Annotated in this window: 12 protein-coding genes; 1 reads left to right on the top strand and 11 read right to left on the bottom strand. The window is 66.0% G+C overall.

Going from position 1 to position 14,996, the window contains the following annotated elements; all coding sequences use genetic code 11:
* Positions 1 to 14: 14 nt before the first annotated feature.
* The 5 genes from NNX38_RS01955 to ctaD form a co-directional block, all read right to left on the bottom strand.
* Positions 15 to 992: an aldo/keto reductase gene (locus tag NNX38_RS01955; protein WP_255796473.1), complete on the bottom strand. Its 978-nt coding sequence runs from the start codon at positions 990 to 992 to the stop codon at positions 15 to 17.
* Between the two features lie 31 nt (positions 993 to 1,023).
* Positions 1,024 to 1,908: a Rieske 2Fe-2S domain-containing protein gene (locus tag NNX38_RS01950; RefSeq protein WP_255796472.1), complete on the bottom strand. Its 885-nt coding sequence runs from the start codon at positions 1,906 to 1,908 to the stop codon at positions 1,024 to 1,026.
* 137 nt (positions 1,909 to 2,045) lie between these two features.
* The gene (locus NNX38_RS01945; RefSeq protein ID WP_255796471.1) at positions 2,046 to 3,434 is read right to left on the bottom strand and encodes an FAD-binding oxidoreductase; all 1,389 of its coding nucleotides are present in this window, start codon (positions 3,432 to 3,434) and stop codon (positions 2,046 to 2,048) included.
* Between the two features lie 43 nt (positions 3,435 to 3,477).
* On the bottom strand, positions 3,478 to 5,310 hold the full coding sequence (locus NNX38_RS01940) for an L-lactate permease (protein ID WP_255796470.1): 1,833 nt from the start codon (positions 5,308 to 5,310) through the stop codon (positions 3,478 to 3,480).
* Positions 5,311 to 5,526: 216 nt separating this feature from the next.
* Complete coding sequence (ctaD, locus tag NNX38_RS01935) at positions 5,527 to 7,281, bottom strand: cytochrome c oxidase subunit I (RefSeq protein WP_255796469.1); 1,755 nt, start codon at positions 7,279 to 7,281, stop codon at positions 5,527 to 5,529.
* 180 nt (positions 7,282 to 7,461) lie between these two features.
* On the opposite strand from ctaD, the gene NNX38_RS01930 reads away from it, so the two are divergent.
* Positions 7,462 to 8,238, top strand: coding sequence for an SDR family oxidoreductase (locus NNX38_RS01930; RefSeq protein ID WP_255796468.1), 777 nt, complete (start codon positions 7,462 to 7,464; stop codon positions 8,236 to 8,238).
* A 10-nt stretch (positions 8,239 to 8,248) separates the two neighbouring features.
* On the opposite strand, the gene NNX38_RS01925 is transcribed toward NNX38_RS01930, so the two are convergent.
* The 6 genes from NNX38_RS01925 to gcvT all read right to left on the bottom strand — a co-directional run bounded on the left by NNX38_RS01925 (position 8,249) and on the right by gcvT (position 14,991).
* Positions 8,249 to 8,671 carry a ChaB family protein gene (locus tag NNX38_RS01925; protein WP_255796467.1) on the bottom strand — a complete coding sequence of 141 codons (423 nt, stop codon included), beginning with the start codon at positions 8,669 to 8,671 and terminating at the stop codon, positions 8,249 to 8,251.
* A gap of 141 nt (positions 8,672 to 8,812) precedes the next feature.
* Entirely contained in the window at positions 8,813 to 10,363 is a 1,551-nt protein-coding gene (locus tag NNX38_RS01920; RefSeq protein WP_255796466.1) for a sodium:alanine symporter family protein, read from the bottom strand.
* A gap of 130 nt (positions 10,364 to 10,493) precedes the next feature.
* Complete coding sequence (locus NNX38_RS01915; protein ID WP_255796465.1) at positions 10,494 to 11,909, bottom strand: L-serine ammonia-lyase; 1,416 nt, start codon at positions 11,907 to 11,909, stop codon at positions 10,494 to 10,496.
* 11 nt (positions 11,910 to 11,920) lie between these two features.
* Positions 11,921 to 13,228: a serine hydroxymethyltransferase gene (gene glyA / locus NNX38_RS01910; RefSeq protein ID WP_255796464.1), complete on the bottom strand. Its 1,308-nt coding sequence runs from the start codon at positions 13,226 to 13,228 to the stop codon at positions 11,921 to 11,923.
* The gene (gene gcvH / locus NNX38_RS01905) at positions 13,225 to 13,602 is read right to left on the bottom strand and encodes a glycine cleavage system protein GcvH (RefSeq protein ID WP_255796463.1); all 378 of its coding nucleotides are present in this window, start codon (positions 13,600 to 13,602) and stop codon (positions 13,225 to 13,227) included. The genes glyA and gcvH overlap by 4 nt, the downstream gene beginning before the upstream one ends.
* A 258-nt stretch (positions 13,603 to 13,860) precedes the next feature.
* Complete coding sequence (gene gcvT, locus NNX38_RS01900; protein WP_255796462.1) at positions 13,861 to 14,991, bottom strand: glycine cleavage system aminomethyltransferase GcvT; 1,131 nt, start codon at positions 14,989 to 14,991, stop codon at positions 13,861 to 13,863.
* Between the last annotated feature and the right edge of the window lie 5 nt (positions 14,992 to 14,996).

The raw sequence follows: 14,996 nt of genomic DNA, 5'->3' as shown, positions 1-14,996 counted from the left end.
CGCGAAGTGTCTGGTCAGTACCGGGCGCCCTCGGGCTGCGGTGCGTTGTTGAGCATTGCCAGGTCCTCGTTGCTGAGCACCAAGTCCCCGGCAGCCACGTTTTCACGCAGGTATTTGGGGGTTTTGGTGCCCGGGATCGGAATTACCCACCGGCCCTGCGCCACCACCCACGCCAGCGCCACCTGGGCGGGCGTCGCCCCCACCCGTTCGGCGACGTCGTGCACCCGTTGCACGATGGCCAGGTTTGCCTTGAGGTTCTCCTGCTGGAACCGCGGAAGCCTGCGGCGCATGTCATCAGCCGGCAGCTGGTCGAAAGAGGTGAAGCGGCCGGTGAGGAACCCGCGGCCCAGCGGTGAGAAGGGCAGGAACGCGAGGCCCTGTTCCTCGCAGTAGGGTACGACGTCGGCAAGCCGGTCCCGGGTCCAGAGCGAGAGCTCGGACTGGACAGCGGTTACCGGATGCACCGTCTGTGCCAGCCGGATCTGTTCCACGCTGGCCTCGGACAGGCCGACGGCGCGGGCCTTGCCGTCACGGACCACCTGGGCCATGGCGCCCCAGGATTCCTCCAGCGGCACCTGCGGGTCCACCCGGTGCAGGATGTACAAGTCCACGTGATCGGTGCCGAGCCGGCGCAGGCTCGCATCAATGGAGGCGCGGATGTGCTCGGGGCGGCCGTCCTTCTTCAGTCCGGGCATGGTCCCGGCGGCCGGGGCCTCGGTGCTGACCTCCAGCCCGACCTTGGTGGACAGGACCACCCGTTCCCGGTAGCCGTCCTTCAGGGCCCGGCCCACGAGTTCCTCGTTGGTGTAGGGGCCGTACACGTCGGCGGTGTCAATCAGGGTGGTGCCCAGTTCGACCGCTCCGCGGATTACCGAGATGGAGGTTTCTTCGTCGCGTTCCGCGTCCATGTCATAGGCGTAGCTCATGCCCATGCAGCCCAGGCCGATGACGCCGACCTCGGGTCCGTTGGTTCCTAGGGAAGTTGTGCGCATTGCAGTCTCCTTCGTGGCGGAGCGGACAGGTTTAAGGCTTAACGCTTACTTCCAGCAGACCGTCCCGGATGCGGGTGGAAAAGGACGGTTGCGGGGCAGTTGCCGGGCCATGGATCGGCTCCCCCGAATCAACGGAGAAGGTGCTGCCGTGCCAGGGGCAGACGATACACAGCTCGTTTTTCACCTCCCGCAGTTCACCCTCGTGCAGGGGGCCGCCGAGGTGGCTGCAGGTGTCAGCCAGGACGGAGACCGCTCCGTCCGCGGCGCCGTCGGTCCGTTTGAGCACCATGAGGCGCACCGCTCCGAGCCGGGCAGGCTGGGGAACTCCTGACGCGAATGCGCCCACGGGCCCCAGCGAGTGCCACCCCTCCGGCACCTTCTCCGCGAAATCCTCATTGCGGTTGACCCCCGCACCCTGCCGGTAGGACAGGTGTCCGCCCAGGAAGCCGCCCGCTCCGGTGACCGCCAGGCCGGTGAAGGCCAGGGCCCGGCCCAGTCCCGTCCGTCCCCTCCCGCGCGCCAGCCAGGAGGCGGAGTACAGGCCGACGGCGAGCACGTTGGCGCCCTGGTGCACAATCCCGGTGCGCTGCTGCTCGGTATCCAGCTGGGAGAAGTCCGCGGCGCCGGCGAGCGCCGTGGGACCCGCCGCAGCTACGCCCACGCCCACCAAGGTCCGCGCGGCCCGCTCATTACCGGGCAGCACGTCCAGCACGGCGGCGGACACCCACGCTCCCAGCGGCACCACGATCATCAGTGGGTGCAGGGGATGTCCAAGGGGGACGCCGTGCAGGACGTCCCTCACGGCAGGCCAGGGTATTACCGCCTTCACGGCCTTTGCCACCCATCCGGCTGCAGGATCCAGCCAGCCCGCGTTTTCCAGTTTGTCGGCAACAGTAACTACGGGCAGTCGGCGCATGGCCTCTCCTCATGGGGATAATCAGCTGGTGGACTGCACAGGGTAGGCCCCGCCGAGGTCGTGCGCCACCGAAACCGCGGCACCGAGCCGCCGCCGGGCACTGTTGCGCCGGCCCCCGGCTCGGGGACCATAACGGCCTAGAGCGCCTTCCCCGGGTTGAGGATGCCCAGCGGGTCCAGCGCGGTGCGGATGGTGTGCATGACCTCCAGGGACACCCCGCCCAGCTCCTCCTCCAGCCAGTCCCGCTTGAGGAGCCCGATGCCGTGTTCGCCGGTCAGGGTGCCGCCCAGCCGGTGGGCGAGGTAGAACATCTCCCCCAGGGCCGCTTTCGCCGGGCCCGTGGTCACCGAGTCCTCCGGGTCCAGCACGATCATGGGATGCAGGTTCCCGTCCGAGGCATGCGCGATGGTGAAGATGCGGACCCCGGTGCGGGCGGAGATTTCTTCGAGCCCGCTCACCACTTCGGCCAGCCGTCCCCGGGGAACGCCGATATCGCCGATGGACACCCGGCCCAGTTTCTCCAGCGAGGGGATGGCTTCCCGGCGGGCGGTGATCAGCGCGGCGGCATGCTCGTCGTCGACGGCCCTTTCGCAGCTGCCCAGCGTGGACAGGACGTCCATCACCACGTCCTGCTCAAGGAACGCCCCGTACCCGTCCGTCTGCACCAGCAGGAACGCTCCGCCCTTTGAGCGGTAGTCCGTTCCCATGGCCATGTCCACCGCTTCCAGCGTTTGTCCGTCCATCAGCTCCATCACGGAGGGCTGGATCCGGGCGGCTACGACGGCGGACGCGGCTTGGGCAGCTGCGGTGACATCCGGGAAGAACGCGGCCACTGTGGCGGTATGCACCGGAAGCGGGCGTAGCCGCAGCGTGGCTTCGACCACCACACCCAGTGTCCCCTCCGAACCGATCATCAGGGCGTTGAGGTCGTAGCCGCTGACACCCTTGATGGTTTCGCGGCCGGTCCGCAGTTCCCGTCCGTCCGCCAGGATCACGCGCAGGGCCAGCACCGATTCGCGGGTGACACCGTACTTGGCGCAGCGCATCCCGCCGGCATTCGTGGCAATGTTGCCGCCGATGCTGCAGATGGCGGTGCTTGCCGGGTCGGGTGCGTAGAAGAGTCCGTATTCCGCGGCAGCCGCATTAAGGTCCGCGTTGAGGACTCCGGGTTCCACCACGGCCAGCTGCTCCTGGGGGTCGATGCGCAGGATCCGGTTCATGCCCGAAACGTCGAGCACCAGTTCCCCGGCCCGGGAGGACGCCGCCGCGGCGAGCCCGGTGCCGGCTCCGCGGGGAACCACGGGCATGCGGTGTTCGGTGGCCAGCCGGAGGGTGGCGACGACGTCGTCCGCGGTGCGGGCGAACACCACGCCGTCCGGCAGCGAGTCCGGAACGAATCCGGACCTGTCGGTGCTCACCCGTTGCCGGTCCGCTTCCAGGACGGAAACGGAGGGGAAGCCGCTTAGGACGGTGCTGCCGGACCCGGCGGCGTTAGCGGGAACCGGGTCGAGGGAGTGCGTGCTCACGGGATTTCTCCTTGTAGTTCGGTGGAGGTAGGTCGGGCAGGGGTCAGGGGACCATCCAGCCAAGAACAGAGGTGGACTGCAGCCAGATGAGCACGGTGATGAACGCCAGCAGGCCAAGGCTCCAGCCGATGAGTTTGCGCAGCAGTGTTCCTTCCGCCCCTTCCAGGCCGACGGCGGCTGAGGCGATGGCCAGGTTCTGCAGCGAAAGCATCTTGCCCATAACGCCGGCGGAGGAGTTGGCTGCGGCCATGAGCGTGGGTGACAGCCCGGTTTCGTTGGCCGCGGCCACCTGCAGGGCACCGAACAGGGAGTTCGAGGAGGTGTCGGACCCGGTCAGGGCCACGCCGATCCAGCCCAGCAGCGGGGAGAGCAGGGCGAAGAAGCCGCCGGCGGAGGCCAGGGCAACCCCGAGGGTGGTGGTTTGGCCGGAAAGGTTCATCACGAAGGACAGGGCCAGCACGGAGCAGACGGTCAGGATGGTCCAGCGCAGCTGCTTCAGCGTTTCTCCGTAGACGCGTACTCCGCGGCTAGCCGCGATCCGGTACAGCACCATGGTGATGATGCCGGAGAAAAGCAGCAGGGTGCCGGTCGCCCGGATGTGGTCAAAACGCAGTGTCTGGGCGGCCGCCGGTTTGCCGTTGTTTCCGGTGACGTCGAGTCCCGGCCACAGGAAGGTGGTGCTGCCGATGGAGGTCAGCCAGGTCTTGACCACGGGAATCTGGGCAATGGAGAACACCACGATGATCACCAGGTAGGGAGCAATGGCCATCCAGACGTCGTGTCCGGAGGGCCGGCCGGTGGCGGATGTGCTGCCGCTGGGGGCACGATCTCCCTCCCCGCCGTCTCCTGCGCGGCCGCTGTCGGCGCCGGCACCCATGGCGGTTGCCCCGGCGCCCCCTCCGGTTCCGGCACCGGCTCCGGCCCCTGGCGCTGAACCGCGGCCCGAGCCGGTGAGGGTGTCCGTTCCGACGGATTCCGTTTCAGAAACCGGCGCGGTTTCCCCTGCCTTCTCGGCCTCGCGGGTTTCCCCGGTCATGCCGATGATCTCGGCCGGCTGCCAGACCCGAAGCATCAGGAGTACTGCCACTACTGTCACGACGGCGGCAACGACGTCGGTCAGTTCCACAATGAAGAAGTTCGAGGCAGCGAACTGTGCCAGCCCGAAGGCCGCTCCGGCGACGAGCGCAACCGGCCACGTCTGCCGCAGACCGCGTTTACCGTCCACCAGGAAGACCAGGATCAGCGGAACCACCAGCGCAATGAAGGGCGTCTGCCGTCCGGTCATGGAGGACAGCTCCTGCAGCGGGATGCCCGTGACGCCGTTCAGCGCGATGATCGGTGCCGCCATGGCGCCGAAGGCCACCGGAGCCGTGTTCGCCAGCAGGGCGACAACGGCGGATTTCAACGGCTTCATGCCAGCGGCCATCAGCATGGCCGCCGCGATGGCTACCGGCGCTCCGAAGCCGGCCAGGGATTCCAGCAGGGCACCGAAGCAAAAGGCAATCAGGATGGACAGGATGCGCAGATCGTCCGAGATGGAGCGGATGGTGCGTCCCAGGACCTCAAACCACGGCGTTGCCACGGTCAACTTATAGATCCACAGGGCGTTGATCAGGATCCAGAGGATGGGGAAGATGGCATAGAAGGCGCCAAGCCCCGTAGCTGAAAGAACCTGTCCCACCGGCATCCGCCAGCCCACTATGGCCAGGATGATGGACAGTGCCAGGCTGATCAGGGCCGCCTGGTAGGCCTTCATCCGGAATACGCCCAGCAGGACAAACAGAATCAGCAGCGGCAGGGCGGCCAGGATGGCGGACAGGGCCAGGGAACCGGCAATCGGGTCGAGGGGCTGTTGGAACGCAGCAGCAGTCGTCACAAAAACTCCTTTGTTTTTGTTTCCACATCCACGGTGATGATGCGTTCGACCCTAGGCCCGCCCCTTGGCAGGGTCAACGGTTGGTGCCCACCCGGAACAAAATCGGGCTCCGTCAAACAAATGGGCTCCGTCAAACGGAACCGGGTTAAAACACAATCGCCGCCGGGGTTCCCTGCCGGTAAGGGCCAGGAACCGCGGCGGCGGTGCTGTGGTTACCTATTGCCGCGGATCGGGATTGCGCGGCTGCTCGCTGCCCATATCCGCAGCACCGAAGAGTTTCTCGGCCGGCGAATCGGTGTCGGAGTTCGCGCGCGCCATCAGCTCGGGATGGTGAAGGTCCAGCGCGGGGCGTTCCGAGCGGATCTTCGGCAGCGAGGTGAAGTTGTGCCGCGGCGGCGGGCAGGAAGTGGCCCATTCCAGGGATCCGCCGAACCCCCACGGGTCATCCACCTCGACCTTCTTGCCGTGCCGCCAGGTGGCGTAGACGTTCCAGAGGAAGGGAATCATGGACAGCGCCAGAATTCCCGCCCCGATGGTGGACAGCTGGTTCATTGAGGTGAAGTTGTCCTCCACCAGGTAATCCGCATACCGCCGGGGCATCCCCAGCACGCCCAGCCAGTGCTGGATCAGGAAGGTGGTGTGGAAACCCAGGAAAAGCAGCCAGAAGTGGATTTTTCCGAGCCGTTCGTTCAGCATTTTCCCGGTGAATTTGGGCCACCAGAAATAAAATCCCGCAAACATTGCGAACACCACGGTTCCAAACACCACGTAGTGGAAGTGCGCCACCACGAAATAGGTGTCCGAAACGTGGAAGTCCAGCGGCGGAGAGGACAGGATGATCCCGGTTAGACCGCCGAAGAGGAACGTGATCAGGAAGCCGATGCTCCACAGCATGGGGGTCTCGAAGGTGATGGACCCCCGCCACAGGGTGCCGATCCAGTTGAAGAACTTCACTCCGGTGGGCACCGCGATCAGCATGGTCATGAAGGAGAAGAAGGGCAGCATGACCGCCCCGGTCACGTACATGTGGTGCGCCCAGACCGTCATCGACAGGGCTGCGATGGCAATCGTGGCGAATACCAGACCCTTGTAGCCGAAAATGGATTTACGGCTGAAGACCGGGAAAATTTCGGAGACGATGCCGAAGAACGGCAGGGCGATGATGTACACCTCGGGATGGCCGAAGAACCAGAACAGGTGCTGCCACAGGATGGAGCCGCCGCGTTCCGGGTTGAAGATGTCCGCACCGAAGCGCCGGTCCGCGCCAAGCGCGAACAGCGCGGCCGCCAGCGGCGGAAAGGCCATCAGCACCAGGATCGCCGTAACCAGGGTGTTCCAGGTGAAGATCGGCATCCGCCACATGGTCATGCCCGGAGCGCGCAGGCAGACAATTGTCGTGACAAAGTTGACCGAACCCAGGATCGTGCCGAAACCGGATAACGCCAGCCCGAAGACCCACAGGTCACCGCCGAGACCGGGGCTGAACGCAACGTTGGACAGTGGCGTATAGGCAGTCCAGCCGAAGGACGCGGTGCCCTGCGGGGTGATAAACCCGGACAGTGCAATCAGCGAGCCAAACAGGAAGAACCAGAACGCCAGCGCATTCAGGCGCGGGAACGCGACGTCGGGCGCCCCGATCTGCAGCGGCATGATCACGTTCGCGAAGCCGGCGAAAAGCGGTGTGGCGAACATCAGCAGCATGGCTGTGCCGTGCATGGTGAAGAGCTGGTTGTACTGCTCCCGCGTCTGCAGGATCTGCATTCCCGGCTCAAACAGTTCGGCCCGGATGAGCAGTGCCATCACACCGGACAGCGAGAAGAAGACGAAGGACGCGATCAGGTACATAAACCCGATGGTTTTGTGGTCCGTGGAAGTGAGCCAGTTGACGACAATCCGCCCCCTGGACACCGGCACCACCCGGGGCGCAACAAAAGTTCCATCCGGTTCCGCGGTGTATTTCACTGTCGACATGGAACTATCCCGATCCGCCGAAGGGTACTGCCCTGTCAGGAAAGACTGTGGTTGGTATCGTATGGCGGCGGCGGACGGCCCGCCAGACCCCTCAGAGAATCCAATGGCAGTGGCACGCGATGCGGCGGCTCCGTTCCGGAACCGGTGCCGCCCGGAGGAAGGGCAAGGCACAATGCAAGGATGGACAACCAGACCCGTTCGACCGAAACACCTCCGCCCCGGACCGCAGTTATTACCGGGGCAGGTACGGGGATCGGCCGTGCCACGGCCCGGGCTTTCCTGTCCTCCGGCTTCCGAGTGGTCCTGGCCGGCCGCCGGGAGGCCGAACTGCAGGAAACCGCCGCCGGATCCGACGCGGCACTCGTGGTGCCCGCCGACGTAACGGTGCCCGACGACGTCGAGCGGCTTTTCGCCGCGGCCGTCGGCGCATTCGGGCGGATAGACGTACTGTTCAACAATGCCGGGACGTTCGGGCCCACGGGCAGCATTGACGAGCTGAGCATCGAGGACTGGAACCGGACCCTGGCGGTCAACGTCACCGGCACCATGCTGTGTGCCGCTGCGGCCGTGCGGCACATGAAGGCCCAGTCCCCGCAGGGCGGCCGGATCATCAACAACGGTTCGGTCTCCGCGCACACGCCCCGTCCGCTTTCAGCGGCGTATACCGCGACGAAGCACGCGGTCACCGGCCTGACCAAGGCCATAGATCTGGACGGGCGCCCCTTCGGCATCACCTGCGGGCAGATCGACATCGGCAACGCCGCCACCGACCTGCTCACGGGGATCGGCGGCGGGCAGGGCGCGCTGCAGGCCAACGGCACCCGGGCGGTGGAACCCTCGTTCCCGGCCGAGGAGGCCGCTGCCGCCGTGCTGTTTATGGCCTCCGCCCCGGCGTCGGCCAATATCCGCTCACTGCTGGTCACCGCGGCCGGGATGCCCTTCGGCGGCCGCGGCTAGGGCCCCGCCCCTAGCTTTCCCGAGCCTTCCGGGTCTGCTTCTCGCTGGCCTTCTGCAGCGCCTCCACCAGCTCGTCCTTGGTCATCTTCGAGCGGCCGGAAATGTCCAGTCGGGACGCGAGTTCATACAAGTGGTCCTTGGACGCGTTGGCGTCCACTCCCCCGGCCGTGTCCTTGGACGAACTGCGCCCTTCGGCGGCACGGGCATCGGAGGGGCCCTTCTGTTCCTTTTCCTCCCAGTGGTCGCCCACCTTTTCGTGGGTGTGCTTGAGGGAGGCGTACGCCGTCCGCGCGGCCCGCTCACCGTCGCCGTATTCCTCCACCGCTGAATCGTAGGTCTTGGCGAACGTGTCCTGGGCCTTGGCATCCGAGCGCTGCAGTGTCGAAGGCAGTTCGCTCTTCAATGCGTGGTCGTTCTTGCCGGTCTTAGGCATCGTCTTCCCTGTCCGTCGTTTTCCCTACGGTCTACCACCCTTCGCGGCACGGGCTCAACCAAAAACTCCCCCGCCGCTTCCGGGGAATGCCCGGAAGCGGCGGAGGAGCTTAGTGGCGAGGGCACGTGCCCGACACGCTGGTTAGGCGGTCGCGGCGGCCTCCTTGATGTCGTTGTCGTCAATGCCGAGCACTTCCAGCTTTCCGCTCTTGCGGTCCGCCAGGTACTCCTTCATTTCCTTCTTGATCACGGGCAGCAGCAGGTACACGCCGAGCAGGTTCACGAACGCGCAGACAAAGAGCGCGGCGTCGGCGAAGCTGATGACCTGGCTGAAGGACAGGACGCAGCCGGCCACGGTGAAGAGCAGGAAGATGACCTTGTAGGCGATTTCCCGGCGCCGGCCCCGCCCGAAGAGGTATTCCCAGGACTTCAGGCCGTAGTAGGACCAGGTAATCAGGGTGGAGTAGGCGAAGAGCGCCACCGCGATGGAGAGCACAATCGGGAACCACGGCAGGACGGTGGCGAAGGCGTCGGAGGTGAGGATGACGCCGTCGGGCGCTGCTCCGCCGCCCTGGACCTGGTCAATTCCTGCCTGCAGGCTGGGAGTGGACGCCATGATGATGGCCAGTGCGGTCATGGTGCAAATGAGCACCGTGTCCACGAGCGGCTCGAAGAGCGCCACGAAGCCTTCACTGACCGGACGGCGGGTCTTGACCGCGGAGTGGGCGATGGCTGCGGACCCGACACCGGCCTCATTCGAGAAGGATGCCCGCTGGAAGCCGACGATCATGACGCCGATGATGCCGCCGGCGAAGCCCTCGGGACGGAAGGCGCCCTCGATGATGGCACCGAAGGCTGCCGGCACGTTCTCGATGTTGACGATGATCACGAACAGGCAGGCCACGATGTAGATGCCTGCCATGGCGGGCACCAGCTTGGAGGTGGTGGCGCCGATCGACTTGATGCCGCCCAGGATCACCACGGCGACCAGGACAGCCAGGACCAGGCCGAAGATCAGGGCCGCACCCGCGCTGCCGAGGAGGCCGTCGTCGCCGCCGGTGACGTTCTGGATCTGCGCGAAGGTCTGGTTGGCCTGGAACATGTTGCCGCCGGCCACGCCGAAGATCAGGATCGCGACGGCGAAGATTCCGGTGAGGATCTTCGCCGGCCACCGGCCGAAGCGGGCAAAAGCCACGGGCAGGTACTTGAACGGACCGCCGCTGATCGAGCCGTCCTCATGGACCTCGCGGTACTTCACCCCGAGCGTGCACTCCGCGAACTTCGAGGCCATGCCCAGCAGCCCGGCCAGGATCATCCAGAAGGTCGCACCGGGTCCACCGAGGGCCATGGCCGCGCCGACACCGGCAATGTTGCCCAGGCCGACGGTGCCGGAAAGAGCGGAGGTGAGGGCCTGGAAGTGCGGCACCTCGCCCGGATCATCCTGGGAGGAGAATTTGCCGCGGACCACCTGGGTGGCCACCTTCAGACCGCGGAACTGGATGAAACCGAAGTAGAACGTAAAAACGATGCCGGCGATGATCAGCCAGGCGACGACCGCGGGGAAGCTGAAGTCGCCGATGGTGATCGGGAAGAAGACGATCCCGGAGAACACAGCTGTAATCGGTTCAAAGAAGGAGTTGACGGCGGCGTCAATGGTGCCGAGCAGCCCACCGTCCTCCGATGCCGGTGCCATGGAAACTGCCCGTGCTGCGTTCACTGGATCGAACCCCTGTTTTCTGTAAGCGTGCTGTCGAATGCGACAACATAGCCTCGCTTAACCCAGTGGTATTGCACAAATCACATGCCGTACGTGAGACGGGGTGTCAGCACTCCACCACGTTGACAGCCAGCCCGCCGAGCGCGGTTTCCTTGTACTTCGAGCTCATGTCGCGCCCGGTTTCCCGCATCGTCACAATGACTTCATCCAGCGAGACGCGGTGCTCGCCGTCGCCCCAGAGCGCCATTTTCGCGGCGTTCACGGCCTTCGCGGCGCCGATGGCGTTGCGCTCGATGCAGGGCACCTGCACGAGCCCGCCGATCGGATCGCAGGTCAGGCCCAGGTTGTGTTCCATGGCGATCTCGGCAGCGTTTTCCACCTGCTCCGGGGTGCCGCCCAGGATCTCGGCCAGACCGGCGGCGGCCATGGACGACGCCGAGCCCACCTCGCCCTGGCAGCCCACCTCGGCGCCCGAAATGGAGGCCTGTTCCTTGTAGAGCACCCCCACGGCGGCGGCTGCGAGCAGGAAGCGGACCACGACGTCGTCCCGCTGCTCCGGTGTCGCGTTCTCCATGCCGGGGCCGTAATGGGTGGCGTAGAACATCACCGCGGGAATGATGCCGGCCGCACCGTTGGTGGGGGCGGTGACCACCCGTCCGCCGGACGCGTTTTCCTCATTCACGGCCAGTGCCACGAGGTTCACCCATTCCTGCCAGAATTTCGGGTCCCGGTTTGGATCCTCGGCGCGCAGCCGGGTGTGCCAGGCCGGCGCCCGACGGCGGACCTTCAGCCCGCCCGGCAGGAGGCCGGTGCGGCGGATGGCGGAGTTCTTGCACTCCTCCATCACGTCGCGGATGTGCAGCAGGCCGGAGCGGATGTCCGCTTCGGTGCGGGAGATTTTTTCGTTGGCCAGCATCACTTCGCTGATGCTCAGTCCGCTGCCGGTGCAGTGCTGCAGCAGCTCGACGGCGGTGCGGAAGGGGTAGGGGAGGTCGGACTTGCTGGCCTCCAGTTCCAGGGCATCCGCCCGTTCTTCCCCCTCGCGGACAATGAAGCCGCCGCCTACGGAGAAGAAGGTTGCCTCCTGCAGCACGGATCCGTCGGCGGCCAGGGCGGCGAATTTCATGCCGTTGGTGTGCCGCGGCAGCACCGTGAGCGGGTGCAGCACAATGTCCGCCTCGCCGTATTCCAGCGGGCAGGCCACGGCACCGGGAACCTGAGCGCACAGCTGCAGTTTCCGGGTCGCCTCAATGTCGGCCAGCCGCTGCTCCACCTGCTCGGGCAGGATCAGTTCGGGGGCGAAGCCCTCCAGCCCCAGCAGCACTGCAGTCATCGTGCCGTGGCCCCGGCCGGTTGCCGCGAGGGAACCGTACAGGTCCACTCTCAGGCCGGTGACGGCGGCCAGGCTGCCGGCGTCGACCAGCTCCGCCGCGAATACGGCAGCGGCGCGCATCGGGCCCACTGTGTGGGAGCTCGATGGGCCGATGCCCACGGTAAACAGGTCAAAAACGCCGACAGCCAAGGTAGTGCTTCCTAACGGTTTGCCGCAGCGGGGGCAGCGGCGAGATCCGCCACCTCCGGGTACAGCGGGTGGGCCTGCGCGAGAGCGGTAACGCGTTCGCGCAGGGGTGCCAGGTCAGTGTCCTCACCGGCGATGAGGGCCTGGGCAATGATGTCCGCGACTTCCCGGAATGCATCTTCGCCGAAGCCGCGGGTGGCCAGGGCGGGGGTGCCGATGCGCAGGCCCGAGGTCACCATGGGCGGCCGCGGGTCGAACGGTACGGCGTTGCGGTTCACGGTGATGTCGATCTGCGCGAGCCGGTCTTCGGCCTCCTGGCCGTTGAGGGCCGCATTGCGCAGGTCCACCAGCACCAGGTGCACGTCCGTTCCACCGGACACGACGGAGATGCCGGCGGCAGCGACGTCGTCGGCCAGCAGGCGATCGGCGAGAATCCGGGCGCCGGCGAGCGTGCGCTCCTGCCGCTCCTTGAATTCGGGGGTGGCGGCAATCTTGAAGGCGGTGGCCTTGCCGGCAATCACGTGTTCCAGCGGGCCGCCCTGCTGCCCGGGGAACACTGCGGAGTTGATCTTCTTGGCAATGTCGGCGTCATTGGAAAGGATGATGCCGCCGCGGGGACCGGCAAGGGTTTTGTGCGTGGTGGTGGTGACCACGTGGGCGTGGGGGACGGGGCTGGGGTGCAGTCCGGCGGCCACCAGGCCGGCGAAGTGGGCCATGTCCACCATCAGGAAAGCACCCACCTCGTCCGCGATGCGGCGGAATTCGGCGAAGTCCAGCTGGCGGGCGTAGGCGGACCAGCCGGCCACGATCAGCTTGGGCTGGTGTTCCTTGGCCAGGGCCTCCACTTCGGCCATGTCCACGCGGTGGTCCTCTTCGGACACGTTGTAGGGCACCACGTTGTAGAGCCGGCCGGAGAAGTTGATCTTCATGCCGTGGGTCAGGTGCCCGCCGTGCGCCAGGGACAGACCCAGGATGGTGTCTCCGGGCCGGATCAGGGCGTGCATGACGGAGGCGTTGGCCTGCGCGCCGGAGTGCGGCTGCACGTTGGCGAAGTTCGCTCCGAAGAGGGACTTGGCGCGGTCGATGGCCAACTGCTCAATGACGTCCACGAATTCGCAGCCGCCGTAGTAGCGGCGTCCCGGGTAGCCTTCGGCGTACTTGTTGGTGAGCACCGAACCCTGGGCTTCCATGACGGAAACGGCGGTGTGGTTCTCCGAGGCGATCATCTCCAGGCCCTGCTGCTGCCGGCGGAGCTCGTTGTCGATCTGCGCTGCGACCTCGGGGTCAACTACCGCGAGGGAATCGTTGAGGTAATCGCTCACAGGTCGCCGCCGTTCTTTTCCGCGTATTCCTCGGCGGTGAGGAGTGCACCCTCACTCGTTGCGTTCACGGTGAACAGCCAGCCGGCGCCGTACGGGTCTTCGTTCAACAGGGCCGGGTTGTCGATGGCCTCCTGGTTGATCTCCACGATTTCGCCGGAAACCGGAGCGTAGAGGTCCGAGACGGACTTGGTGGACTCAACCTCGCCGCAGGTCTCACCGGCTGTCACCGTGTCGCCGACGGCGGGAAGGTCAACATAAACGACGTCGCCGAGTGCGTCCGCTGCGACGGCGGAAATGCCGACGCGGACGGGGCTCGAGGAGTCTACCCACTCGTGCTCGGCGGAATAACGGAGTCCTGCGTTTACTTTGCTCATCTTGGGCCTCTCGGGAAGTCTGGTTGTTTCGTTCTCTGGTTCAAAGTTTAGGTTCCGAGTGCCCACGGGGCGGCATTCGCCGCCCCTTAGACACCTCGCTCGTTCCTCGCTCGGCGATGCGGGGCTACACGAACGCCGCACCGCGCGCACGTTCCGGGTACCTCAGGAGACCCACACACCTGCGTACGTGAGCGGCCCGGGCACCGCACCACCACATCACCCCGCGCCGCCGTCACGAGAATCTTTTTGTTTTTGGCGCTACTGCTTGCTGCGCTTATAGAACGGAAGCTCGACAACCGTGAAGGATTCAGGCTTGCCCCGGAGGTCGACCTTAAGTTCCGTGCCGGGCTCCGTGAATGCCGCATCCACGTAAGCGAGGGCGATAGGGAAGCCGAGGGTCGGGCTGGGAGCGCCGGAAGTAACTTCACCGATGACCGTTTCGCCGTCGCTGCTGAGCACCGGGTAATGGGAGCGGGCCGAACGACGGCCGGAGCCCTTCAGGCCCACGAGGCGGCGGGCAGGTCCGGCGGCCTTACGGGCTTCGAGGGCGGAACGGCCCACAAAGTTCCCCTCCTTGGACAGGGCGACGACGGGTCCCAGGCCGGCGGCGTACGGGTCCGTGTCCAGCGTGAGTTCGTTGCCGTAGAGCGGCATCCCGGCCTCCAGGCGGAGCGAATCGCGGCAGGCCAGGCCCGCCGGAATGAGTCCCCGACCCTCCCCGGCGGCGAGCAGGGCAGACCAGAGGTCCGCGGCGTCATCGTTGGGGACGTAGATCTCGAACCCGTCTTCGCCGGTGTACCCGGTGCGGGCCACAAGCAGGTCCAGGGTCCGCTCCCCCGCCCGGATGCCCACGGTGTCGGCAGCGTAGTACTTCATCCCCGTGACAGCTTCAGCCTGATCTGCGGGGACCAGGTCCAGCAGGATGGCTTCGGCAGCCGGTCCCTGCACGGCCACCAGCGAGGTTTCCGCCGAGACGTTGTTCACCGCGACGTCGAAGCCCTCGGCGCGGGACGCCAGTTCTGCGGCTACGGTGTCCGCGTTGCCCGCGTTGGGCACCACCAGGTAGGAGTCGTCGGCGAGGCGGTAGCTGATCAGGTCATCGATGATCCCGCCGCCGTTGGTGGTGATCAGCGAATACTTGGCGCGTCCCACCTTCACAACGGAAAGCTTGCCTGCCAGTGCGTAGTCCAGGAACGCCCCGGCGTCGGGCCCGGAGACCTCCACTTCGCCCATGTGGGAGAGGTCGAACAGCCCGGCTGCGCTGCGTACGGCCTTATGTTCAGCCAGCTCGGAGCTGTATTTGAGGGGCATCTGCCAGCCGCCGAAGTCGGTGAAGGAAGCGCCCAGCTGTTTGTGCGCCTCATACAGCGCTGTGTACTTCTCAGTCATGGAAT

The organism is Arthrobacter sp. zg-Y238 (assembly GCF_024385525.1).
In the GTDB taxonomy this organism is placed as follows: Bacteria; Actinomycetota; Actinomycetes; order Actinomycetales; family Micrococcaceae; genus Arthrobacter_B; species Arthrobacter_B jinronghuae.
Note: the sequence above shows the minus strand (reverse complement) of the source record. Positions and strands in the feature narration are given on the sequence as shown.